A 25,628-nucleotide genomic window follows, 5' to 3' on the forward strand; every position below is an offset into this window, starting at 1 on the left:
ACCGCTACGGCGTCTTGTCCACGGCGATGGCCGAGAGTCGCCGACGAAGGAGCGCTACGACCTCCTCGTTCCGGTCGGCCAGGTAAAAGTGACCGCCGGGCAACGTCACGACCTCGGTGGGCCCGGTCGTGTGCCGGGCCCACGCGTGTGCCTCGTCCATGGTCACCAGCGCGTCGCGATCGCCGGTGAGCACGGTGATCGGGCAGTCGAGGACGGCGGACGGATCGTGCCGGTAGGTCTCCACCGCGTGATAGTCGTTGCGGAGGAGGGGAAGGACCATGGCCTGGATCTCCGGGTCGTCGAGCAGCGCCGAACCCGGACCGCCGAGTCGCCGGATGTGGGCGAGCATGTCGTCGTCCGAGGACAGGTGCAACCGGTCGTTCCGATGCCGGGACGGCGCCCGGCGCCCCGAGGCGAACAGGTGGGTCGGCGTCGGCGACCCGGCGGCGGCCAGCCGCAGGGCGACCTCGTACGCCAGCAGCGTGCCCATACTGTGCCCGAAGAGGGCGAACGGCCGATCGTCCACGAGTCGCACCGCGTCGACGATCCGGTCGGCCAGTTCCGGGAGGTTGTCGATATTCGGCTCGTGACGGCGATCCTGCCGCCCCGGGTACTGGACCGCCAGTACGTCGATCTCCGGGGCCAACGCTCGAGCGAGCGCGAAGAAGAAACTGGCCGATCCGCCCGCGTGGGGCAGGCAGACCAGGGTGGACGTCGCGTCGCCTGGCGGGCTGAAGCGACGCAGCCACGTCTGGAATCGCGCCGAGGTCTCCGGCATCGTGGGTGTCTCCCTGGTGTCCTGTCGTGAGTGCCCCGGGCCGCTGGTGACGGCCTGGTGGTTCATTCGTGGCCGCACAGCTGCAACAGCGCCCTGGCGGCCAGGCGGTAGCCGAACGCGCCGAGACCCACGACGACTCCGCTGGCCAGCGGGGCCAGTATCGATTCGTGGCGGAAGCGCTCACGAGCCCAGACGTTGCTCAGGTGCACCTCGATCCACGGTGCGGGATAGGCGGCGAGCGCGTCGCGCAGGCTCCACCCGGCCATCATGAGCGCGCCGGGGTTGACGATCGCGCCGATGGTCGATTTGCGGTGCGCGTGCACCGCCTGGACCAGGCCGCCTTCGTGGTCGTCCTGAACCGGGACGACCTGCCAACCGGCGTCGGCCACTTCGTCGGAGACGAATTTCGCGATGTCGTCGAGGGTGTCGTAGCCGTAGATCTCCGGTTCGCGGTCGCCGAGTATCCCGAGATTGGGCCCGTTGAGCAGGAGCACGGTTTTCACAGGAGGAGTTCCTTCCGGATGCGAGGGTGGACACGCTGGTCAGCAGACCGGCCCACCGGCGACGTGGATGATCTGGCCGGACACGAACGACGCGTGGTCGCTCGCCAGGAAGGCCACCAGGTGGGCGATGTCCTTCGGCTGACCGACCCGGCGCAGCGGAATCGTCGCGGCGACCCGTGCCTGGTGCTCCTCGGCCGTATGGCCGGCCTTCGCGGCCAGTGCCGCGGTCATCTCGGTGGCCACGTAGCCGGGCGCCACGGCGTTGACGGTGACGTTCAGCGGACCGAGTTCCATGGCCAGCGTCTTGGTCAGGCCCTCGATCCCGGCCTTCGCCGCCGAGTAGTTGGCCTGCCCGGCGTTGCCGACCGCGGCGATGCTCGACAGGTTCACCACGCGGCCCCAGCCGAGTTTGGCCATATGTTCGGTGACCGCTTGCGTCATCAGGAACGTGCCGCGCAGGTTCACGTCGATGACCAGGTCCCAGTCGGCGGGCGAGAGCGAGAAAACCAGGCTGTCCCTGGTGACACCGGCGTTGTTGACCAGGATGCCGGGCGGCCCGAGCCGGTCGGCGACCTCGTCGACCGCCTCGCGGACCGAGTCGGCGTCGCTCACGTCGACCGCGACGGCCGTGGCGCGGCCGCCCGCTCGGTCGAAGCCGGCGACCGCGCGCTCCGCGGCCGGCGGATCGATGTCGAGGACGGCGACATCGATGCCCTCCTCGAGCAGCCGTCCGGCCACCGCGGCACCGATGCCCCTTGCCGATCCGGTGACGATGGCGACGCGGTTCACGTCGTCTCGGGTGCCAGCTTGACCGGCAGGTAGCTCATGCCGTTCAGGACGTTGGAGTAGATCCACCGCTCCGGCCCGGTCTGTTCGGCGGACGACACGAGCGTGCGCAGCGCGTCGAGCACCTCCTCCACCTCGATGCGCGCCAGCGTGTGCCCCAGGCAGATATGCGAGCCGAAGGCGAAGGTGAGGTGCTTGTTCGGCTTGCGATCGAGCAGGAAGCGGTCCGGGTCGGCGAAGACCTCGGGATCGCGGTTGGCCGAGGAGATCCAGACGGTGACGATGTCGCCCTTTTTGACCGGCTGCCCGTTGACCGTGGTGTCGCCGGTGGCCTTGCGCCCGCTGTGCAACGCGGGAACGGTCCAGCGCAGGACCTCGTTGGCGGCGGTGTCGAGGCCGACGGTGCCCTCTTTGAGGGCGCGCCACTGGTCCGGCTGCTCGATCAGCGCCTGGATGCCGCCGGAGATGGCATGGCGGCCGGTCTCGTCGCCGCCGATGATCAGCCCGTAGCAGTTGGACATCAGGTCGGCGTCGCTCAACGGCTGACCGCCGACCTGGCAGTTGGCCAGCAGGCTGACCACGTCGTCGGAGTCGCTGCCGCGCCGGGTTTGTGCCAGGTCGGCGAAGTAGAGCAGAATCTCGCTCTTCGCCTGCCAGCTGTCCTCTGGCGGGGCGTCCGCGTAGTCGGAGCTGAACGCCTGCGAGGTGAGTCCGAGCAGATAACTGCGGTCGGCCTCCGGCACGTCCATCAGCCCGCAGATGGCACCCAGCGGGATGTTCGCGGAGACGTCGTGGACGAAATCGCATTCGCCCTTGTCGATCGCCGCCTTGATGAGGTCGTCGATCGTCCGCCGGATCGCCTCGCGGATCGCCTTGAGCCTGCGGGGGGCGAAGGCCGCGTTCAGCACGTTGCGCAGCTGGGTGTGCTTGTCGCCGTCGGTCATCGCGAGCATCGAGCCGGACGCGGAGTCCCCGCCGGTGAGCAGGGTCGACAGCATGTTGCCGCCCTCGGTGGTGAAGTGCTCCTTGTCGCGGTAGATCGCCATCGTGTCGGAGTAGCGGCTGAAGACCCAGAAGCCGGGGCGGTCGTCCTTCGCCGGATGCCAGTAGTGGGGCCGGTCTTCGCGGAGACGGCGCCAAACCTCGGAGAGTTCGTTCTCGGCGTGCAGCACCGGGTCGGCGAGGTCGAGCGAATCGAGGAGCTCGGGGTTGACTACGGGGCGGATCATCGGCGGCCTTCCACGTGAGGAGTCTGGGCGGTCGAGGACGACAGCGAGGTGGCCATCGCGGCGAGGGCACCGATCGTGGGGTTCCCGATGATCTCCTTGGGGGAGACGGCCAGCCCCGCTTCGCGAGCGCGCCGGATCAGCGAGATCGCCAGCATGCTGTCGCCACCGAGTGCGAAGAAGTCGGAGTCGACACCGGCGTCGGTGACACCGAGCAGCTCCTCGAAGATGGCGGCCAGCGCGTGTTCCGCCGGGGTCCGCAGGGCGGGCTGTGCCGTCGCGGGCGGGGAACTCTCCTGCTCGGCGACCGTGGGCAGCGCGGCAAGGTCGAGCTTGCCGTTCGGCGTCACGGGAAGGGCCTCGACGACGACGTACCCGGTCGGCACCATATGGTCCGGCAATCGGTGTGCGGCGTGCTCGCGGAGTTGCTCGCGGACGGGCGCTTCCCCGTCCGCGGCCACGATCCAGGCGACCAGCCGGACGCGGCCGTCACCGTCCTCGCGCAGGCCTGCCACCGCGCGGGCGACCGTGGGCAGTTCTTCGAGTACCGCCGCGACCTCGCGGGGTTCGATCCGGAAGCCACGGAGTTTGACCTGGTCGTCGGCGCGGCCGTGGAAGTCCAGGTCGCCGTCGCCGTGCCAGGAGGCGATGTCGCCGGTGCGGTACATCCGGCTGCCGGGCGGGCCGAACGGGTCGGCCACGAAACGTTCGGCCGTCAACGCGGGCTGGTTGAGGTAACCGTGGGCGACACCATGCCCCGCGACGTAGAGCTCGCCGCGGAAGCCAGGTGGCACCGGCCGCAGCCCGGGACCGAGGACGTAGACGCGGGCACCGGCGACGGGGCGCCCGATCGGGGGGCGGCCGCCACCCGTGAGCGGTTCGCTCTGAGTGGCACAGACGGTGACCTCCGTCGGCCCGTAGGCGTTCACCATCCGGCGGTTCTCGGACCACCGCGCGGCCAGTTCGGCGGGGCATTCCTCGCCGGCGCTGATCAAGCCGCGGAGCGCGGGCACGGCCACGGGGTCGATGCTGGACAGTGCCACCGGCGGGAGAATGGCGTGGGTGATCCGTCGCGCGAGCAGGGCCGCGGCCAGCGGTTCCCCGGCGAGCGGCCCCGACGGCGGCACCACGATCGTCGCCCCCGCGGTGAACGCGCCCATCAGTTCGGCGACGAACGCGTCGAAGCTCGGCGAGGCGAATTGCAGCAACCGGGAGGAGCTGTCCAGTCCCAGCCCTTCACGCTTGGTCGCGGCGAGGTTCGCCAGTCCGGTGTGGGTGACCGTGACGCCCTTCGGACGGCCGGTCGTGCCGGAGGTGTAGATGACGTACGCCGGATCGGTCAGTCTCGGGGTGACTCGCGGAAATCCGTCCGTCCGTTCGCCGATCCCCGGATCCTCGACGAGGACGCGCGGCCAGGGACGGGTCAGCGGGAGATCGGCCGACGCCGAGGTGCAGACGACGAGCGGGTCGCAGTCTTCCAGCATGGCCGCGATCCGCTCCCGCGGATAGCCGGGATCGACGGGGACGAACGCCGCGCCGATCCGGACCGTCGCCAGGAGTGCGGTGATCAGGTCCAGCGATCGTGGCAGCACGAGGGCCACCATCCGGCCGGGTGCCGCCCCCGCCTCGGCGAGGGCGGCCGCGAGCCGTCCGGCACGGCGGTCGAGGTCGGCGTACGAGGTCACTGCGCCGCCGGAGTCCACCGCCGGTCGCCCGGCGTGCTCGTCGACGGCGCGCTGCCACAGCCTGCCCAGCGTCGCGGAGGGCTGCGGGTTCCGGACCGCGTTCCACTTCCGGAGCACCTGGTGGCGGGTGGCCGCGTCGAGAAGGTCCAGCCTGCCGACCGGTCGGCCGGGCGCCTCGCGGAACTCACGGAGCAGGCGTACGACCATGTCGAGCAGACGCTCCGCGGTTTCCGTGCCGATGAGCCGCGGGTCGGTGACCAGGGTCAGGACGAGTTCGCCCGCGTCGTGGCCGACCCTGAGTTCGGCGGTGCGGGGCCGGGGCGGCTCGGCGGGGGTGAAGGTGACGGCGGTGTCGAACGACGCGTCCGCCGCGGCGTCGAGCAGGGCGCGCCCCCGCGGTCCGAGCTCGGCGTGCCCGCCCGAAGCGGTCACGGCGTCCCCGACCCGGTCCAGGACGGTGCCGATCTCGTCACCCGGCGCGACGGCCACCAGCAGCGGCCGGGGCCCGGTTCCGAAGAGCACCGGAGAGCCGGCACCCAGCAGGTGCAGCAGTACCGCCCAGGCGCCGAGCAGCGTGTTCTCCGCGGCCGGGAACTCCGGGATCCGCCGGACGGGCGCCGGTCCGGCGGCCGTGTCGTCGCCACGCCGGCCGAGCCTGTCGCGGAGCAGGGAATCACCGTCGACACCGGCCAGCGACGACTGCCAGAACCGCGCCGCCAGCGCCTGCTCCCGGAGCAGGTTCCGATCCGGCTTCGCCGATCCCAGCAGGGGCAGTTCGGGTCTGACCTCGATATCCACCGGAGCGTGGCGGTCACCGAGCGCGGCCGCCACCTCCGCCCGCAGGTCGGCCGGTCGCGGCGTGCAGCCGGAGGCCGGGGTGACCACCGCGTGGACCAGCGCCAGCCGGTCCTCGTCCTCGATCCCGAACACCGCGGCCTGTGCCACGGTGGCGTGTTCGAGGAGCACGCGCTCGACCGCCTCCGGGTAGACGCGGACGCCTTCACCCTTCAGGACGCCGTCGAGCCGCCCCTCGAGAGTCAGGTATCCCGACTCGTCGAGCCGTCCGATGTCGCCGGTGTGCACCCAACCGTCGCGCACCGTCCGCACGGTCTGTTCCGGGTCGTTCCAGTAGTGGCTCATCGCCCAGCGCCCGGACGAGCAGATCTCGCCGGCGACACCCGGCGGGAGGACCCGGTCGTGGTCCTGTGGATCACGGACGGTGACCCGGACGTTCGCCGGTGGCCTGCCGACCGTGCGGCGCAGGTCGGGGTCGAGGTGATCCTGTGGGGTGAGCAGGCTGATCATGCCGGTCTCGCTCGTCCCGTAGACCTGGAACAGCACCGGGCCCAGTGATTTGGCGGCGGCCGCCAGCCGTTCCGGCGCGGCCGGGCTCCCGGTGTAGAACACCTCACGCAGGCTGGAGAGGTCGTAGTCGTCGAACGCGCGGTGCTCGGTGAGGGCGTAGACCTGCGGAGAAGCGAGGACGAGCCGGGTGACGCGGTGCCGTTCGACGGCCCGGAGCACCGCCTCGGCGTCGAACCCGTGGTGCAGCACGACGCTGCCACCGGCGATGATCGCGTCATCGGCGGAGAAACCGCTGGAGTGGGTCAGCGACCCGGTGATCAGGCAGACCGCGGGCCGGGAGCCGGCGGCGGCCATGTCGTTCTTGACGGCGGACGGCCAGCTGACGCCCTTCGGCCGCCCCGACGAGCCGCTGGTGAAGGTCACCACGGCGGTCTCCGCCTCTTCGGCCGTCGAGTCGTCGAACGGTGTCTCCGGGGACCGGGTCATGTCCAGCACGTCCGGTCCGGACGGACCCGGGGCGGCGAGGGCGAACGCCGATCCGGCCGCGGCACGCAACCCGCGCGCCCGGTCGAGGTTGTCCTGGTCGACCGCCAGCACGCTCGGCCGGAGGTCGGCGAGAATCTCGGCCTGGACGCGAGGACCCAGCTCGTCCCTGGGGTCGGCGGCGTTGATTCCGCGAATGTGGACCGCCGTCGCGCCGAGGAGGTTCACCGCGTACCGGTAGACCAGGGTGGACGGCGTGTTGGGGCTGGTCAGAACGGCGACCGAGGTGCCAGGTCCGACACCGGCCGAACGCAGCGACGCCGCGGTCGTGCGGACCGCTCTGGCGAGCCGCTCGGCCGAGAAGGGCTCGTCTCCGAGCCGGACGGGAATGGCGGCAGGGTCGGCGTCGAGCCTGCCGAGGATCTGGCGGACGTAGTGGTCATGCCCCCGCAACGGTGATCTCCAATGCAGCTCGACGATCGAGGCCGACGGAGCGGCCGTGATCATGGGCGCCGGCACAAACCAGGCCGTCGTGACGGTGTGCAGGGCAACGCTAGGTGCGGGGTCCGCCGCCGCGGATCCCTCGCGTTGACAGTGGTCGCCGGCGCGGACGGGGTTCCCCGCCCGCACTGTCAGCGCGAGCGATGGTGACGCCTGCCCGCCTGCGTATGGTCGCGAGACATGGCTTTCTTGACCTCTCGCGCCGACATCCTGGTGGTCGGCTGCGGTCCGAGTGGTGCCGTGCTGGCGAGCCTGCTGGCCCGGCGGGGCCACCGGGTGATCGTGCTCGAGCGGCATCGCGAGGTCTTCGGGCTGCCCCGGGCCACCAGCTTCGACGGGGAGACCGCCCGGCTGCTGGCGGCGGCGGGGGTCGGCGCCGGTCTGCCCGGCATAGCGGTGCCCGCGACCGGCTACCAGTGGCGCGGCACCGATGGGCAGGTTCTGCTGGACATCTCCTTCAGCGACGTCGGCCGGTACGGGTGGCCGGACGCGAACACGATGCATCAGCCCGCGCTGGAACGGCTGCTCGGCGCCGCGCTGGCGGCCGAACCCGGGGTCGAAGTCCGGCGAGGCCTGTCCGTCGTCGACATCAGCCAGACGGACGACGGCGTCACCGCGAGCGCCGAGGACGAAAGCGGTGCCACCCACACCTTCCGAGCCGGCTGGCTGGTCGGCTGCGACGGGGCGAACAGCGTCGTCCGCGAACTGGCCGCCGTGCCGATGACCGATCTGGGGTTCTCCTTCGAGTGGCTGCTGTGCGACGTCAGGCTGCACGAGCCCCGCGAATTCGTCCCGACCAACCTGCAGCTGTGCGATCCGGCCCGGCCCACGACGCTGGTGGGCAGCGGACGTGACCGGAGACGCTGGGAGTTCATGTGCCTGCCGGGGGAGTCCGCGGCGGAAATGGACAACGCCGAGACGGCGTGGCGGCTGCTGGCGCCGCACGGCGTCACGCCGCGAACGGCGGAGCTGCTGCGGAGCGGGGTGTACCGATCTCATGCCCGATGGGCCCAGCAGTGGCGGCAGGGCCGGGTTCTGCTCGCCGGGGACGCCGCCCATCTGATGCCGCCGTTCGCCGGTCAGGGCATGTGCTCGGGCATCCGTGACGTCAGCAACCTGGCGTGGAAGCTGGACCTGGTGCTCGGCGGCCGGGCCGACGAGCGGCTGCTCGACACTTACACGCTCGAGCGGCGAGGCCACACCAAGGCGGCCGTCCTCGCCTCGGTCAAACTCGGCAGGGTCATCTGCGTGACCGACCCGGCCGCCGCCGCCGACCGCGACGCGGCGATCCGGGCCAATGGCGGTGGCCGCCGGACGTCACCACCCGAAGCGACACCGTTGGCCACCGGTTTCCTCCAGCCGGGCGGTGGCGACGTGATCGTCACCGGCCGGTTCGACGACCTGATCGCGTCGGGTTTCCTGCTGCTCACCACCGAGGAGCCGGACGCCGTCAGCGCGACTCGGCGCGCCTCACTGTCGGGACTCGGCGCCACCGTCGTCCATCTCGGACCCGGCGACCAGGAGGACGGCGGGTACCTGGACTACCTGCGGGACCGGGGCGCGGCGTCCGTGCTGATCAGGCCGGACTACCACGTCTACGGCACCGTCGCCGCGGGCGCGACCGGCGCGCTGGTGGACGGTCTGCTCGACCGGCTGCGGCCACATCGCCCGTCAGACTGAGGGATCCCGGCCGCCATGCCTCGCCCCTAGCGTTGACCGATGTGAGTACCTCCGAGCAAGATCTCATCCGGGCGCTGCGCGAGTCGGTCAAGGAAACGGCCCGGCTGAAGCAGCGGAACAGCCAGCTGCTCGCCGAGGCCTCCGAGCCGATCGCGGTGGTCTCGATGGGATGCCGCTTCGCCGGGGGCATCGCCGGGCCGGAGGATTTCTGGCGGGTGGTGTCCGAAGGCGTCGACGTCTACACGCCGTTCCCCGCCGACCGGGGCTGGGACCTGGCCAACCTGTACGACCCGGACCCGGACACCCCGGGTACGACCTACGTCGACCAGGGCGCGTTCCTGCACGACGCCGCCGAGTTCGACGCCCGCTTCTTCGGGATCTCACCGCAAGAGGCGACCGCGATGGACCCGCAGCAGCGGCAGCTGCTCGAGGTCTGCTGGGAGACGATCGAGCGGGCGGGGATCGATCCGGACAGCCTTCGCGGCACCCCCACCGGCGTCTACGCGGGGATCGTGCATCAGGACTACGCGCCCGACGTCGCGGGTGCGGAGGGTTTCCTCAGCCTCGAGCGCGCGCTGGGCAGTGCCGGCGGCATCACGTCCGGCCGGGTCGCGTACTGCCTCGGGCTCGAGGGGGCCGCGGTCACGGTCGACACGATGTGCTCGTCGTCCCTGGTCGCGATCCATCTGGCGAGCCAGGCGCTGCGCCGGGGCGAGTGCACGATGGCGCTCGCCGGGGGTTCGACCGTGATGGCGACGCCTGGCGGCTTCGTCGGGTTCGCCAGGCAGCGCGGCCTCGCTCGCGACGGCCGGTGCAAGTCCTTCGCCGCCGCGGCGGACGGCAGCAGCTGGGCCGAGGGGGTCGGCGTGGTGCTGCTCGAACGCCTCTCCGACGCCAGGCGGAACGGACATCAGGTACTCGCCGTGATCCGAGGCTCCGCGGTCAACCAGGACGGCGCCTCCAACGGCCTCACGGCCCCGAACGGGCCCGCGCAGCAGCGGGTCATCCGCGCCGCGCTGGACGCCGCCGGGCTGTCCGCGGACGAGGTCGACGCCGTCGAGGCGCACGGAACGGGGACCACGCTCGGCGACCCGATCGAGGCGCAGGCGCTGCTGGCGACCTACGGCCGGGGACGTAGTCCGGAGCAGCCCCTGCTGCTCGGCTCGGTCAAGTCGGTCCTCGGCCACACTCAGGGTGCCTCCGGCGTCGCGGCGGTGATCAAGACCGTGCTGGCGCTGCGTAACCGGTACCTGCCCGCCACACTGCACGTCGACGCGCCGACCCCGCAGGTCGACTGGTCGCCCGGCACCGTCGAGCTGCTGACCGAGGGCCGCGAGTGGCCCGACACCGGACGGCCTGCCCGCTCCGGCATCTCCTCGTTCGGTGCCAGCGGGACCAACGTCCACATGATCCTGGAGGAGGTTCCGCCGGAGCTCGAGCCGGGCGAGCAGGCCGACGGCGTCGCGCCGGAGACGGCACTTCCGTTCGTCGTCTCGGCCAAGACCCCGACCGCGCTGGCCAACCTCGGCCGTCGGCTCACGGACACCTTGGACCAGAGCGACGAGAGCATCGCGCTCGGCGACCTCGCCCATGCGCTGGCGACCGGACGCGCGGTCCAAAGCCACCGGGCGGTGGTGGTCGCCCAGACCCGGGAGGAGCTGCGCGCGGGGCTCACTTCGCTGGCCGATGGCCGGACCGGGCACAGAGTGATCACCGGGTCGGCGGCTACGAGTGGGCCGGGCAAGGTCGTCTTCGTCTTCCCCGGCCAGGGCACCCAGTGGCTCGGCATGGGTCGTCGGCTTCTGGACACGTCGCCGGTCTTCGCCGCCCGGATCGCCGAGTGCCAGAAGGCGCTCGAACCCTGGGTCGACTGGTCCGTGGCCGACGTCCTGCGCGGAGAGGCCCCCGAGGACCTCGAACGCGTCGACGTCGTGCAGCCGGTGTGCTTCGCGATGATGCTCGGCATGGCGGCGGTCTGGGAATCGCTCGGCGTGGTCCCGGACGCGGTCGTCGGACACTCGCAGGGTGAGATCGCGGCGGCGTGCGTCTCGGGCGCGCTCTCGCTGCCCGACGCCGCCAGGGTGGTGGCGTTGCGCAGCCAGCTGATCGCCGAGCTGCTGCCCGCCGGGGGCGGGATGGCATCGATCGGACTGGCCGAGGACGCGGTACGCGCCCTGATCGAGCCGTGGGGGGAACGCCTGCAGGTGGCGGCGCTCAACGGGCCGTCGTCCGTGGTGATCGCCGGCGAGGGCGCCGCGCTGGACGAGCTCGCCGCGCGACTGGCGGACAGCGACGTCCGGTTCCGCCGGGTGCCGGTCGACTACGCCTCGCACAGCCACTATGTGGAAAGTGTGCGATCCGCCCTGCTGGCCGATCTCGCCGCGGTCACCTCCACGACGACGCGCGTCCCGTTCTATTCGACGGTCGAGCCCGGCCGCCGGGACGACGGCCCGTTCGACGCCGGCTACTGGTATCGCAACCTGCGTCAACCGGTTCTGTTCGAACCGGCCGTCCGCGAGCTGATCGCCGAGGACCACCGGGTCTTCATCGAGCTCGGCGCCCATCCGGTACTGCTGCCGTCGATCACCGGCACCGCGGCGGAGCTGGACGCGGACGTGCTCGCGGTCGGGTCGCTCCGGCGGGACGAGGACGGACCCGCCCGGCTGGCCACCTCGGCGGCCGAGGTCTTCGTCCGTGGCGTGCCGGTGGACTGGCAGGCCCTGCTGCCCGAGAACGCCGGAGCGGCACGGGTCGAACTACCCACCTACCCCTTCGACCACCAGCGGTACTGGATCACCATGCCGACCACCGCGGCGGGCGCCGAATCGCTCGGTCAGGTGACCAGCGGCCACCCGCTGCTGGGTGCGGTGGTGGAACTTCCGCAGACCAACGGCGTGGTCTGCACCTCCCGGTTGTCACTGGCGACCCATCCGTGGCTGGCCGGGCACCGTATCCAGGACAACGTGCTCGTACCCGGCACCGCCTACGTCGACCTGGCGATCCAGGTCGGTGACGAGCTCGGCTACGGCGTGCTCGACGAGCTGGTGATCGAGGCGCCGCTGGTGCTCGCGGCGGACGCGGCGGTCAGCCTGCAGGTCGCCGTCGGCGCGCCGGACGCCTCCGGTCGACGGCGGGTGGAGGTGCACAGCTCCCACGCCGACGGTGAGTGGACCCGGCACGCCGCCGGTCTGCTGTCCGACGCGGATGACCAGCCGCCGGGCAGCTTCGACTTCGCTCAGTGGCCGCCCGCGGGCGCCGTTCCCGAGGCGGTCGACGACTTCTACGAGCGTCTCGCCGACCGCGGGTACCAGTACGGGTCGGCTTTCGCCGGGCTGACCGCCGTGTGGCGGCGTGGTGAGGAGATCTTCGCCGAGGCGGCGCTGCCCGCCGACCATCGGGACGACGTGGACCGGTTCGGCATCCACCCGGCGCTCTTCGACGCCGCCTTGCACGCGAACGCCTTCCACCGGCGGGCGGACGACCGCAACGTCCTGCCGTTCGCCTGGAACGGTGTCCGGCTGCACGCCGGTGGTGCCGTCGCGCTGCGCGTGCGGGTCGCGCCGTGCGGGCCGGACGCGTTGTCGTTCGACGCCGCGGACGGGACCGGTGCGCCGGTGCTGTCCATGGAATCACTGGTCTCGCTCCCGATCACGGATCTGAACGGGCGGCAGGGCGGCCGGACGCCGGATTCGCTCTGGCAGGTCGACTGGACGTCGCTGCCCTCGACGCGGCCCGCCACGGCGCCGGGGCACCGGGTCGTCGTCGACGACTCCGGCGATGTGGTGCGGCTGGCGATGGCCGAGGAGCTCGGTGACCCCTTCCCGGACGTCGCCGTCCTGGACGTCGTACCCGGGGCCGAGCCGCTGCCGGCGCTGGGCCGGGTGCTCGAAGTGGTACAGGCTTGGCTGGAGGAGCCGGTGCTCGCCTCGGTGCCGCTGGTGGTGGTGACCCACGGCGCGGTTCCGGCGTCGGTTCCGGTCGTGGATCCGGCGGGTGCCGCGGTCTGGGGACTGGTGCGCTCGGCGCAGGCCGAGCACCCTGGCCGCCTCCTCCTGGTCGACGTGGAGCCGGGCGGGGACCGCGACGGGTCGATCGCCGCGGGTCTCGCCGCCGACGAGCCCCAGGTCGCGGTGCGCGGAGACGTCGTACTGGCCCCGCGGCTGGGTCGCGCCGTCCTCACCGGCGAGCCCGGGAGCGGATTCACCGACGACGGCACCGTGCTGATCACCGGCGGGACCGGCGTGCTCGGCGCGCTGCTGGCCCGGCATCTGGTGAGCGAGCACGGCGTGCGGCGGCTGGTTCTGGCGGGTCGGCGCGGCATGGCCGCCGACGGGATGGCCGAACTGGTGGCCGAACTGGGCGGCCTCGGCGCGTCGGTCGAGGTGGCCGCGTGCGATGTGACCGACCGGGACGCGCTCGCCGCGCTGCTCGCCGCGATCCCGGCCGAGCACCGGTTGACCGGCGTCATCCACGCGGCAGGGGTGCTGGACGACGCCGTCATCACCGGCCTCGACCCGCACCGCCTGGCGCGGGTGTTCGCACCGAAGGCGACGGCACTGCGGCTGCTGGACGAACTGACCCGCGACGACCCGCCCGAGGTCTTCACCGTGTTCTCCTCGGCCGCGAGCGTCTTCGGCTCCGCGGGCCAGGGCAACTACGCGGCCGCGAACGCGTACGCCGAAGCGGTCGTGTCCGCGCGCGCTGCCGGTGGCCTGCCCGCGGTGGCGCTGGCATGGGGACTGTGGAGTCCGGCGACCGGGATGACCGGCAGGCTGGCCGACGTCGACCGGACCCGGATGAGCCGGGGCGGCGTCCGGCCGATGCCCGCCGCCGAGGCGCTCGCCAGTTTCGACGCCGGCATCCGCGCCGGCGCCCCGTTGCTGGTGCCGATCGGTCTCGACCTCGGCGCGGTCCGGGCCGAGGCGGGGGCCGACGGCACCGTTCCGGCACTGTTCCGGTCGCTGGTCCGGCCGCCGCGGCGGACCGCGCGGGCGGCTGACGGCGAGCAAGGGGGCGCGCTGGGCAGGCGGCTCACCGGGCTCACCGCCGAGGAGCGGGACGAACTGGTTCTCGCGCTCGTACGCACCGAGGTCGCGACCGTGCTCGGCATCGCCGACCTCGACGATTCCTCCGACGACAGCCGCTTCGGCGAGATCGGCTTCGACTCGTTGACCGCGGTCGAGCTGCGCAACCGGCTGACCGCGTCGGCCGCGGTCAAGCTCCCGGCCACGCTGATCTTCGACTACCCGACCCCGCGGCAGCTGGCCGCCCACCTGATCGAGAAGGTGCGGGGGCCGGTCGGCGACGCCGCGGTGCCCGCGCCACGGGCCGCGGAACGTCCGCTCCCGGCCGCCGACGATCCCGTGGTGATCGTCGGGATGGCGTGCCGTCTGCCGGGCGGGGTCACCACGCCCGCCGAGTTCTGGGACCTCGTGGCCGAAGGCAGGGACGGTATGTCCCCGCTGCCGTCCGACCGCGGCTGGGAGGTGGACCGCCTCCTCGGTACCGATCCCGATCAGGCCGGTACCACCTACGCCCGGCAGGGCGGCTTCCTGCACGACGCCGGCTACTTCGACGCGGCGCTCTTCGGCATCTCGCCGCGCGAGGCGACCGCGATGGACCCTCAGCAACGGCTGCTGCTCGAAACCACGTGGGAGGCGCTCGAGGCCGCCGGTGTCGATCCGTCGTCGCTGCGCGGCGAGTCCGTCGGCGTCTACACCGGCATGTCCATCCACGACTACCTCGGCGACCTGGCGCGCGTACCGGCCGAGTTCGAGGGTTTCACCACCACGGCGACGGCCGGCAGCGTCGCCTCCGGCCGGGTGTCGTACGTGTTCGGTCTCGAGGGTCCGGCCATGACGGTCGATACCGCGTGCTCGTCCTCTCTGGTGGCGATCCACCTGGCGGCGAACGCACTACGCCAGGACGAATGCGAGACCGCGCTCGCCGGCGGGGTCGCCGTCATGGGTTCCCCGGTCGGCTTGACCGGGTTCTCGCGGGCACGGGGACTGGCCGCAGACGGCCGCTGCAAGGCGTTCTCGGCGGCGGCCGACGGCACCGTGTTGTCCGAAGGGGTCGGCGTCGTCGTGCTGGAACGCCTGTCCACCGCGCGGCGCAAGGGACATCGGCCGCTCGCCATCGTCCGCGGTTCCGCGATCAACCAGGACGGCGCGTCCAACGGCCTCACCGCCCCCAACAGCCTGGCCCAGCAACGGGTCATCCGGGCCGCTCTCGCCGCGTCCGGTATCGGCCCGGACGAGGTCGACGCCGTGGAGGCACACGGCACCGGCACCACGCTCGGTGATCCGAGCGAGGCGCAGGCCATCATCGCGACCTACGGTCACGGCCGTCCGGCCGAGCGACCGCTGTGGCTCGGCTCGGTGAAGTCCAACCTCGGCCACACCCAGGCGGCGGCCGGTGTCGCGGCGGTGATCAAGATGGTGGAGGCGATCCGGCACGGGCAGTTGCCGCCCACGCTCTTCGTCGACGAACCCACCCCCCACGTCGACTGGTCCGAAGGCGCCGTGACACTGCTGACCGAGGGCCGGGACTGGCCCGAGGTCGACCGGCCGCGGCGCGCCGGGATCTCGTCGTTCGGGATCAGCGGTACCAACGCCCACCTGATCCTGGAACAGGTCCCCGAACCGGCGGCGCCGGACGAGGACGGGGACGCCGAGCCGGTGGTGCTGCCGTTCGTCCTGTCCGCGCAGAGCGCGGCGGCCCTCGATGGCCAGGTGGGACGCCTGCGGACCGCCGTGGAGCGGGGAGTGCCGCTTCCGGGTGCGGCCAGGACGCTCATCGCCGACCGCGCGCTGCTCCCGCATCGGGCAGTCGTCGCCGCGGCCGACCGCGACACGCTGCTCGCCGGTCTGGACACGGTCGCCGTCGGCGAGACCGGTCCGGGCACCGCGCTGGGTGCCGTCTCCGCCGGTGCCGGGGCGTCGGTGGTGTTCGTGTTCCCTGGACAGGGGGCACAGCGGGCGGAGATGGGCCGTGCCCTCTACGAGAGGTTCCCGGTCTACGCCACCGCCTTCGACGACGCGTGCGCGAAGCTGGACGAACGGCTGGCCGGCGCCGTGGACCGGCCCGTCCGGGACGTCGTCTTCGCGCGGACCGGCAGTACCGAGGCGGCCGCGTTGAACCAGACCGTCTACACCCAGGCGGCGCTGTTCGCGGTCGAGACCGCGCTGTTCCGGCTCGTCGAGTCCTGGGGCGTACGGCCCGCTTTGCTGCTCGGGCACTCGATCGGCGAGATCACCGCGGCGCACGCCGCCGGCATGCTGTCGCTCGACGACGCGGCGACCGTGGTGGCCGCCCGCGGTCGTCTCATGCAGGCGCTTCCCGACGGTGGGGCGATGGCCGCGGTGGCCGCGACGGAGGAGGAGCTCCGGCCGTTCCTCAACGGGAGGGTTTCCCTCGCCGCGGTGAACGATCCCGCGTCGGCCGTGCTGTCCGGTGACGAGGACGCGGTGGACGCCGCCGTGCGGATGCTGCGAGAACAGGGCCGCAAGGTGCACCGGCTCTCGGTGTCCCACGCGTTCCACTCGGCGCGGATGGACCCGATGCTCGACGAGTTCCGGTCCGCGATCGCGGACGTGGTGTGGCGGCAGGCCCGGATCCCGGTGGTCGCCCACGACGGAGCCGACCTGACGGACCCCGGCCACTGGGTCGACCACGTCCGGCGCACCGTGCGCTTCGCCGACGGCGTCCGCGCCGCGCTGGACCGGGGTGGACGGCTGTTCGTCGAACTCGGGCCGGGGGCCGCCCTGTCCTCGCCGATCCTGGAGACGGCGGCGCGGTCCGGGTACGAACCGCTGTGCGTGCCCGCGCTCCGGGACGGACAGGCCGAGCCGGACACCGTGATCGGTTCGCTGGCCGCGCTGTTCGTGCGGGGAGTGCCGATGGACTGGCAGCCGCTCGTCCCCGAAGACGTCCCAGGCACCCCCAATGTGCCTTTGCCGACGTATGCGTTCGACCGGCGGCACTACTGGCTGACCTCGGCGCGCGGCGCGGTGAACGCGGCCGATCTGGGGCAGGTCGAGGTCGAGCACCCGCTGTTGTCGGCGATCGTGCCCGTTCCGGACACCGGTGGCCTGATCGGCACGGCCATGCTGTCGCTCACGACCCATCCCTGGCTCGCCGGGCACCGGCTGCACGACGTGGCGATCCTGCCCGCCGCCGCGTTCGTCGATCTCGCCGTGCGGGTGGGTGACGAACTCGGCTGCGGCGTACTGGGAAACCTGGTGCTGGAGGCACCGCTCGCGATCCAGCCGGAGACGACCGTCCGGCTGGAGATCGTGGTCGGAGCCGAGGACGGCGGTAGCCGCCCGTTCAGCGTCTTCGGCGCGCGGGACGCCGAGGGGACTTGGGTCCGGTACGCCGGTGGCACGCTGGAATCCGGCGCCGTCATCGACAACGAGCCGGTGCGGCAATGGCCGCCGTCCGGCGCCGAGCGGGTCGTGACCGGCACGGAGACCGTCGGACGCTCGGAGCTGCTCGGGCTGTGGCGTCGCGGCGAGGACACCTTCGTGGAGGTCGCGCTCGCCGACGAGGAGGAGCCCGCCCCGTTCGGCCTCGACCCGGCCCTGCTCGACGCGGTGACCGGTGCGGTGCTCGACCCCGGTTCGCTGGCGACGCGATGGGAGTCGGTGGTGCTGCACGCCACCGGGGCACGCCGGCTGCGGGCGCGTCTCGCCCGGCTGGACCACTATCACTGGAGTCTCGAGGCGACCGATGAGACCGGTGGGCAGGTCGTGTCCGCTCGGTCGGTGGGCGCGACGCAGGTCAGCCAGGACGACGTGGGCGCCCGGTCCGCGACGGACGCCATGTACCGGGTGGTCTGGCAGCCCGTCGCCACCCCCGAGGTCCCTTCCGCTCTGCCCGCGACCGCCGATATCACCAGCGCTGACGGTTTGGCCGCGGTCGTCGCCGAGCCCGCTCGGCTGACGGCCGCCGTGTACGACGTGCCGGCGGGCACGTCGAATCCGGCGGCAGTCCTCGCCGACGTTCTCGCCGTGCTCCAGGCCTGGCAACGCCATGCCCCCGAGGACCTCCGGCTCGTCGTGCGGACCGAGGGTGCCGTCGACGGCGGGTCCGGCGGCGTCACCGACGCGACCGGCGCCGCCGTATGGGGCCTTGTCCGGGCGGCACAGGCCGAGATGCCCGGTGTGCTGCTGCTCGACGTGGAGCCGGGCCTCGACGCCGGACCGGTCCTCGGTACGGCGCTGGCCGTCGACGAACCACAGCTCGCGGCCCGGGATGGCGGTTTCCGGGTGCCCCGCCTCGCGGCGGCCGGGGCACTGGCCGCGGAGCCCGCCTCGTGGAACCCGGACGGGACGGTGCTGATCACCGGTGGCACCGGGTCCCTCGGCGCTCTCGTCGCGCTCCACCTGGTGCGGACCCGCGGGGTCCGGCGGCTGCTGCTGGTCAGCAGGCGCGGTATGGCGGCCGACGGCGCCGAGGCGCTGGTGGCCGAGCTGTCCGAACTCGGTGCCGAGACCTCCGTGGTCGGCTGTGACGTCGCGGACCGGGGCGCGGTGGCGGCGTTGCTCGCCGCGATCCCGCCGGAGCATCCGCTGACCGCGGTCGTGCACACCGCCGGCGTGCTGGACGACGGGCTGGTCGACGCGATGACGCCGGATCGGCTCGGCGCCGTGCTGCGACCGAAAGCGGACGCCGCCCGTCATCTGGAGGAGCTGACCCGCGACCACGACCTCGCCGCGTTCGTGACGTTTTCGTCCGCCGCCGGGCTGCTCGGCTCGGCGGGGCAGGCCAATTACGCCGCCGCCAACGCCTACCTGGACGGCCTGATGGAGATCCGGCGCGCGAACGGCCGGAACGGCGTGTCCCTGTCCTGGGGCCTGTGGGCTCAGGATGGCGGCATCACCGGCGACCTCGGTGACGCGGACCGGGCCCGGATGCGCCGCGGCGGTGTGTCGCCGCTGCGCCACGAAGAGGGACTCGCGCTCTTCGACGCTGCCGTGGACAGCGGTGAGGCCCATCTCGTGCCGATCAAGCTCGACCTCGCCGCCGCGCGGGCCGACGCCGCCACCGGCGGACCGGTCCAGCCGTTGCTGCGTGACCTGGTGCGCGTCCGCCGCCAGGCGGGCAGGCCGTCGACCGGCGGTGACCTCGCGGGCTCGCTGACAGGCCGGTCGGTCGCGGAGCAGGAGCGCACTCTGCTGTCCCTGGTCCGGGCCAGGGTCGCGCTGATACTGGGGTACGCCTCGGCCGACGAGATCGCGCCGGACGCGCCGTTCCAGTCCGCCGGGATGGACTCGCTCGGCGCGGTCGAACTGCGTAACCGGCTCAGCACGGCGGCCGGCTTCGCCATGCCCGCGACGCTGGTCTTCGACTACCCGACGCCGGTGGAGCTGGCCCGATTCCTCCGGGAGCGGCTCACCGGCCGCGACGCGCCGGTGGCGGCCGAGGCCGGGGTCGCGGCGAGCCGGACCGATCCGATCGCCGTGGTCGGGCTCGGCTGCCGGCTGCCGGGCGGTGTCCGTGGCCCTGGCGGGTTCTGGGACCTACTGGCCGCGGGCGGGGAAGGACTCTCCGCGGTGCCTGCCGACCGCGGCTGGGACCTGTCCACCATCCCGGTGGAGGCGGGCGGCTTCTTGACCGACGCGGCCGAGTTCGACGCCGGATTCTTCGGCATCTCCCCGCGCGAGGCGACGGCGATGGACCCCCAGCAGCGGCTGCTGCTCGAGGTCGTTTGGGAGGCCTTCGAGGACGCGGGGCTCGACCCCGCCGCCTACCGGGGTTCCGAGGTCGGTGTCTTCGTCGGTGTGATGGGCGAGGGTTACGGGATGGACGGCGGTGACCCGCAGACCGACGGCCTCCGGGTCACCGGCGGTGCGCTCTCGGTGGCGTCCGGCCGCGTGTCCTATGCCTACGGCTTCACCGGGCCGGCGATCTCCGTCGACACCGCGTGCTCCTCGTCCTTGGTCGCGATGCATCTGGCCATGCAGGCCCTGCGCGACGGCGAATGCTCGCTCGCCGTGGTCGGCGGCGTGACGGTCATGGCCACGCCCAACGCGTTCGTCGAGTTCGCCAAGGCAGGCGGGCTGGCGGTCGACGGGCGATGCAAGCCCTTCGCCGCGTCGGCGGACGGGACCAGCTGGTCGGAGGGTGCCGGCGTGGTGCTGTTGCAGCGACTGGCGGACGCCGAGGCACAGGGCAGCACGGTGGGCGCCTTGATCCGAGGCTCGGCGGTCAACCAGGACGGCGCCTCGAACGGTCTGACCGCCCCGAGCGGGCCCGCGCAGCAACGGGTCATCCAGCGGGCGCTCGCGGCCGCCGGGCTCGCGCCCTCCGAGGTGGACGTCGTCGAGGCGCACGGCACCGGCACCCGGCTGGGCGACCCGATCGAGGCACAGGCCCTGCAAGCGACCTACGGGAAGCGCGAGACGGCGGAGCCGCTGTGGCTGGGATCGGTGAAGAGCAACGTCGGCCACACCCAGGCGGCGGCCGGGGTGACCGGCGTGATCAAGATGGTGCTGGCGTTCCGGCACCAGACGTTGCCCGCGACCTTGCACGCGGACACGCCGACCCCCGAGGTCGACTGGTCCGGTGACACCATCCGGCTGCTGACCGAGGCCCGGCCGTGGCCGTCGCGCCAGGACCGACCACGCCGCGCCGGGGTGTCCGCTTTCGGGGCCAGCGGCACCAACGCGCACTTCATTCTCGAGGAGCCGCCCCGGCGGGCGCCGATCCCCGCGACCGAACCGGCACGGAACGGCACAGGAGGACTCCTGCCGTTCGTCTTGTCGGCAGGCGATCCCGGACGTCTCGCCGCGGTCGGTACCCGGCTGGCGGACGCCGTCGAGGGCAAGCGGCCGCCGCTGCCCGAGTTGGCCGCCGCGCTCGCGTTCGGCCGGACGAAGCACCGGCAGCGGGCGACCGTGCTCGCGGCCGACCACGTCGAACTGATGGCGAAGCTGCGCGCTCTCGCCGACGGCGAGACCGAGCCGGGCGTGGTCACCGGGCGTTCCGGGCCGGGCACCGGCGCGGTGTTCGTCTTCCCAGGCCAGGGCGGCGGATGGGCCGGTATGGGTCGTGAACTGCTGGCCGGGTCGGCGGAATTCCGGGAGTGGGTGCACCGGTGCCAGGAGCTGCTCGACGAGTACGACTGTGACTGGACGCTGGAAGAAGCGCTCGGCGGTGACAACGACCTTTCCCGGACCGATGTGGTCCAGCCTGCCGCGTTCGTGCTGATGACCGGGCTGGCACGGCTCTGGGCCAGTGCCGGTGTCACGCCCGAGGTGGTGATCGGGTCGTCACAGGGCGAGCTCGCCGCGGCGTGCGTGGCCGGGCTGCTCTCGTTGGACGACGCGCTGAGGATCTGCGTGGTGCGCTCCCGGCTGGCCGCGGCGCTGCCACCCACCGGCGGAATGCTCGTGCTGGGCGTGAGCCGTGCGCGGGCGGAGGAGTTGCTGCCCGCCTACGAGGGCAGGCTCGAGCTGGCCGCGGTCAACGGACCGGCGATGGTCGGCGTCTCCGGTGAAGTCGGTGCCATCGAACGACTTGAGGCCTTCGCCGCCGAGCAGGGGATCTGGTGCCGCCGGCTGAGGGCGGACTACGCGTCCCACTCCTTCCTCGTGGACGAGGTGGAGCGCCCGATGCTGGCCCAGCTCGACGGGGTCGGCGAGCGCCCGGCACGCGGGCTCGTCGGCTCGTGCCGGTTCTACTCCACGGTCGAGAGCCGATGGATCGGCCCGGACGAGATTCTCGACGCGGGCTACTGGTTCCGGAACCTGCGCCGACCGGTCGAGCTGGAAGCGGCCGTCCGTGCGGTGACCACCGACATGCGGGCCGTCGTCGAGGTGTCCCCGCATCCGGGGCTGGTGTCGTCGATCCTCGATGTCGTCGCCGACGCCGGACGGCCGGTCGGGGTGATCGGCACGATGCGCCGTGACCAGGGTGGCCCACGCCAGCTGCTGACCGCGATGGCCGAGGCGTTCGTGCTCGGGTTGCCGGTCGACTGGTCGGCGGCCGTCCCCGTCGACGGCACGGCTTGGCGTGAGTTGTGCGGTGAGCTGCCGACCCATCCGTTCGAACGTCGCCGGTACTGGCTGCGTGGCGGCTCCGGCGCCGTTCCGTCGGCGGAGGAGTCGGGGCACCCGCTGCTGACCACGGTGACGGGCCTGCCGGATTCCGATGGTGTGCTCGCCGTCGGGCGGTTGTCCGCGCACCGGCAGCCGTGGCTCGCCCGCGCCGCGGGCCCGGTCGAAGTACCCGCTTCGGTCTGGGTCGAGCTGGCCATCCGGGCCGGTGACGAACTGGATTGCGGCACGGTGGCGGAGCTCGACGTGATCGAGCCCGCGTGGCTGGACCGGGGTGTGTCCCTGTCGGTGCAGGTTTGCGTCGGTGGGACGGATCCCACCGGTCGGCGGCCGGTGACCGTGCGGTCCGCGCCCGCCTCGGCCGGTGGCGATCGGACGGGCTGGACCCTGAACGCGACCGGTCTGCTCGTCTCGAGCCCGGACGGCGGTGACGCGGCGGAGTCCGGTCTCACCGTCTGGCCTCCGGCCGGTGCCGAACCGGTGACCCCGGCCGACCCGCGAGACGACGTCCGTGGCGTCTGGCGGCGAGGGGAGGAAACCTTCCTGGAGCTGGTCCTGCCCGACGAGTTCCGCGAGGACGCCGCGGCCTTCGGCATCCATCCGCTGCTCCTGGACGCCGCGAGCCGCGCGCTGGACGGGGACCGGGCGCCCGGGAGCACGGCACTGTGGCGCGACGTCGAATTGCACGCGTCCGGCGCCACGTCGTTGCGCGTGCGGCTGAGCCCGGCGGGGAAGGGAACCGCGCTGACCGCGGCCGACGAGGCGGGCAGGCCGGTGCTCACCGCCGGCCGGATCGCGACACGGACGGCGTCCCGGCCCCGGCTCGCCACGCCGGGCGGCGCGCTGCGGATCGAGTGGACCGAGCTCGACCGGGAGACCGCCGCCGCCCCACCGCGAACCGTTCCGGTGAACAGCGACGAGGCAGTACTCGACCTCGGCGACGATCCGTCCGCCGTGACCGCCGCCGTCGCGGTCCTCGACGTGCCGCTCGGCGAGCCGCCCGTGGTGGCTTGCCGTCGAGCGCTCGCCGTCGCACAGGCCTGGTTGGACGAGCCCGCGCTGGCCGGTCTCCGGCTGGTGGTCCGGACCAGGAACGCGGTCCCGATCGAGCCCGGCACGATGCTCGATCCGGCCGCCGCGGCGGTCCGGGGCATGATCGCCGCCGTCCAGGCCGAGTACCCCGATCGGTTCGTACTGGTCGACGTCGATCCGGACGAGGATCCGGACGCCGGTCTGGGCCCGGTGCTGGCCGACGGGGTCGCGCAGGCGGCGGTACGTGCCGGACGCGTCCACCTCCCGCGGCTGGTTCCCGTCGCCGAAGCCGGACCCGCGGTCCGCCCGCTCGACCCGGCGGGCACGGTCCTGATCGTGGGCGGCACGGGCCGGGCCGGTTCCCGGGTGGCCCGGCAGCTGATCGCCGACCACGGCGTCCGGCACCTGGTCCTCGCGGGCCGTCGCGGGCCGGACGCCCCAGGGGCGGCGGACCTGGTCGCCGAGTTCGCCGAGCTCGGCGCGTCCGCGACCGTCGTGGCCTGCGACGTGACCGACCTGGACGCGATACGACGGCTGCTGTCCGGGATTTCGGCGGAACACCCGCTGACCGGGGTGGTGCACGCGGCCGGGATGGCCGACCGCACCGCGCTCGCGGAGCTGGACCCGGAACGGCTCGGCGCCGTCCTCGAAGGAAGGGAAGCGTCGCTGCGGCATTTGGCCGAGCTCGTCGCGGATCAGGACCTCGCCCTGTTCGCCGTGGTCACCACGACAGCCGAGCTCACCGGACCGGCCGACCGGGTGGCCACGGGGGCCGCCGACGGGCTCGCACGGGCGGCCGCCATCCGCCGCGGCGCCCGCGTCCCGATGCTGGAGTCCGCGGACGGCACGGCTGTGACGGCGCTGTCCGCGGCGATCGACACCGCCGAACAGTTCCCGGTTCCCGGGAGGCCCGATCTTTGGGGTGCGCCCGCGCCCGGCAAGCCGGTCCCGCCCCTGCTGCGCGGGCTGGTCCGGTCACGGCGGCGGTCCGCGTACCGGGCGGAGGCCGGCGCGGAGAACGCCGGCCGGTGGACGGAACTCCTGAGTGCCCGGACCGGTGCGGACCGGGAGAAGACCATGCTGGACCTGGTGCGGGCGCAGCTGATTCGCGTCCTCGGGCTGAACCCGGACGAACCGGTCGAGCCGGATCGTGGCTTCTTCGAGGTCGGCCTGGACTCCGTGATGGCACTCGAACTGACCCGGCGGCTGAACAGCCACGCCGGCACAGCGCTCACCCCGGCCGCCGTGTTCAACAACCCGACCCCGGGGGAGCTGACCCGGTATCTCATCGAATGTCTAGAACCCTCCGAATGATGGGAGACCCGCGCGTGCGGAGGTATGCCGATATGTATTGGTCGATGTCATGAAGGTCGTTTTCTCCAGTCTTCCCGGGTACGGTCACACTTTCCCGTTGCTGCCGTTGGCCCTTGCGGCACGTGCGGTCGGCCACGACGTCGTCTATGCGACCGGACAGAGACTCCATCCGCTGTTGCGAAGACTTGGATTTCGTCCAGCACCGGCCGGAATGACCATTCCGGAGGCCTTCGAGGCCGCAGCCGGGGGAGACGCGGGGAAGACCGGGGAACTTCCCATTCAGGAATGGCTGCAGCGCGGGATCCGGGCGTTCCACGATGTGTTGCCCCGCCGGATGGCCGCCGATCTGCTGTCCGTGCTGCGGGCGGAGCAAGCCGACTTGGTGGTCTACGAGGCGGGCAACCCCGGAGCCGGGCTGGCGGCGCGCCGCATGGGTATTCCCGCGGTATGCCACTCCTGCGGCGGGGTCGGGTCGGTCGACCAGGACGACCAGTGGCGGAAGGGCATGGGACTTCTCCGTGAAGTCGCCGCCGAGATCGGAGTGGAGCTGCGCCAGGGGCAGCACCTTCTCGGGGACCCGTATCTGGACATTTATCCGCCATCGATGCAGGATCCTTCGTTCCTGGACAACCCCGAACGGGTGTCGCTGCGCCCGGTGCCCTTCTGCGAACCCGGCGAGCTACCGGAGATCATCTCCGCCGGGCGGGGACGAAGAGTGGTTTACCTGACGCTGGGCACCACCAAGATCGGCGACCTTGGCAGGCTGCGCGCCGCCGTCGACGGGCTCTCGGCTTTGGACGTCGACGTGGTGGTTGCCGCGCCGGGGATCTCGGCGGCCGATCTCGGTTCGTTGCCGGAGAACGTTTGTTTCAAAAGCTGGGTGCCGCAAGGTGAACTGCTGCACCTGGTCGATCTCGCCGTGCACCACGGCGGCGCCGGAACCACGCTCGGCCTTGCCGGCGCCGGCGTGCCGCAACTGTTGCTGCCTTTCGGATTCGACGGGTTCCGCAACGCCGACGCGCTGTCCGCTGTCGGGGCAGGGAGACGGTTGCTGCCCGAGGGGGTGGAACGGATGGAGGACGGTCCCGGAGCTGGCGCCGTCGTCCCCGCAGCGGCGATCGCCGCTGCGGCCGGTGAGCTGCTGACCGATCCCGGAGTCGGGCAAGCGGCCAAGGCCCTCGCCGAGGAGATCGCCGCCATGCCGGATCCCGCCGAGATCGTGTCCCGGTTTCCCGAGTTCCTTTGACGCGGTCCCTCGGCTACCCGATCTC

8 protein-coding genes are annotated in these 25,628 nt (G+C 72.5%); 3 read left to right on the forward strand and 5 right to left on the reverse strand.

Going from position 1 to position 25,628, the window contains the following annotated elements:
- Positions 1-4 precede the first annotated feature (4 nt).
- The 5 genes from DL991_RS27805 to DL991_RS27825 form a co-directional block, all read right to left on the reverse strand.
- On the reverse strand, positions 5-778 hold the full coding sequence (locus DL991_RS27805; RefSeq protein WP_125787305.1) for a thioesterase II family protein: 774 nt from the start codon (positions 776-778) through the stop codon (positions 5-7).
- Between the two features lie 62 nt (positions 779-840).
- Complete coding sequence (locus tag DL991_RS27810; protein WP_125787306.1) at positions 841-1,281, reverse strand: type II 3-dehydroquinate dehydratase; 441 nt, start codon at positions 1,279-1,281, stop codon at positions 841-843.
- A 39-nt stretch (positions 1,282-1,320) separates the two neighbouring features.
- On the reverse strand, positions 1,321-2,070 hold the full coding sequence (fabG, locus tag DL991_RS27815; protein WP_125787307.1) for a 3-oxoacyl-ACP reductase FabG: 750 nt from the start codon (positions 2,068-2,070) through the stop codon (positions 1,321-1,323).
- The gene (locus DL991_RS27820) at positions 2,067-3,296 is read right to left on the reverse strand and encodes a cytochrome P450 (RefSeq protein WP_125787308.1); all 1,230 of its coding nucleotides are present in this window, start codon (positions 3,294-3,296) and stop codon (positions 2,067-2,069) included. Before DL991_RS27820 ends, fabG begins: the two co-directional genes overlap by 4 nt.
- Entirely contained in the window at positions 3,293-7,273 is a 3,981-nt protein-coding gene (locus tag DL991_RS27825) for an amino acid adenylation domain-containing protein (RefSeq protein WP_158634461.1), read from the reverse strand. Before DL991_RS27825 ends, DL991_RS27820 begins: the two co-directional genes overlap by 4 nt.
- A 174-nt stretch (positions 7,274-7,447) precedes the next feature.
- On the opposite strand from DL991_RS27825, the gene DL991_RS27830 reads away from it, so the two are divergent.
- The 3 genes from DL991_RS27830 to DL991_RS27840 all read left to right on the forward strand — a co-directional run bounded on the left by DL991_RS27830 (position 7,448) and on the right by DL991_RS27840 (position 25,603).
- Entirely contained in the window at positions 7,448-8,947 is a 1,500-nt protein-coding gene (locus DL991_RS27830; RefSeq protein WP_125787310.1) for a bifunctional 3-(3-hydroxy-phenyl)propionate/3-hydroxycinnamic acid hydroxylase, read from the forward strand.
- Between the two features lie 41 nt (positions 8,948-8,988).
- Positions 8,989-24,357, forward strand: a complete 15,369-nt coding sequence (locus tag DL991_RS27835; RefSeq protein ID WP_125787311.1) for a type I polyketide synthase — start codon at positions 8,989-8,991, stop codon at positions 24,355-24,357.
- A gap of 211 nt (positions 24,358-24,568) precedes the next feature.
- On the forward strand, positions 24,569-25,603 hold the full coding sequence (locus DL991_RS27840) for a glycosyltransferase (RefSeq protein WP_233599030.1): 1,035 nt from the start codon (positions 24,569-24,571) through the stop codon (positions 25,601-25,603).
- Positions 25,604-25,628: the final 25 nt, after the last annotated feature.

Origin of the sequence: Amycolatopsis sp. WAC 01375 (assembly GCF_003947325.1) — a bacterium.
Classification (GTDB): domain Bacteria; phylum Actinomycetota; class Actinomycetes; order Mycobacteriales; family Pseudonocardiaceae; genus Amycolatopsis.

Bases quoted from the DNA above. Each gene is read 5' to 3' on its own strand.
- DL991_RS27805 (WP_125787305.1), bottom strand. From the start codon at position 778: ATGCCGGAGACCTCGGCGCGATTCCAGACGTGGCTGCGTCGCTTCAGC.
- DL991_RS27820 (WP_125787308.1), bottom strand. From the start codon at position 3,296: ATGATCCGCCCCGTAGTCAACCCCGAGCTCCTCGATTCGCTCGACCTC.
- DL991_RS27825 (WP_158634461.1), bottom strand. From the start codon at position 7,273: ATGATCACGGCCGCTCCGTCGGCCTCGATCGTCGAGCTGCATTGGAGA.
- DL991_RS27830 (WP_125787310.1), top strand. From the start codon at position 7,448: ATGGCTTTCTTGACCTCTCGCGCCGACATCCTGGTGGTCGGCTGCGGT.
- DL991_RS27840 (WP_233599030.1), top strand. From the start codon at position 24,569: ATGACCATTCCGGAGGCCTTCGAGGCCGCAGCCGGGGGAGACGCGGGG.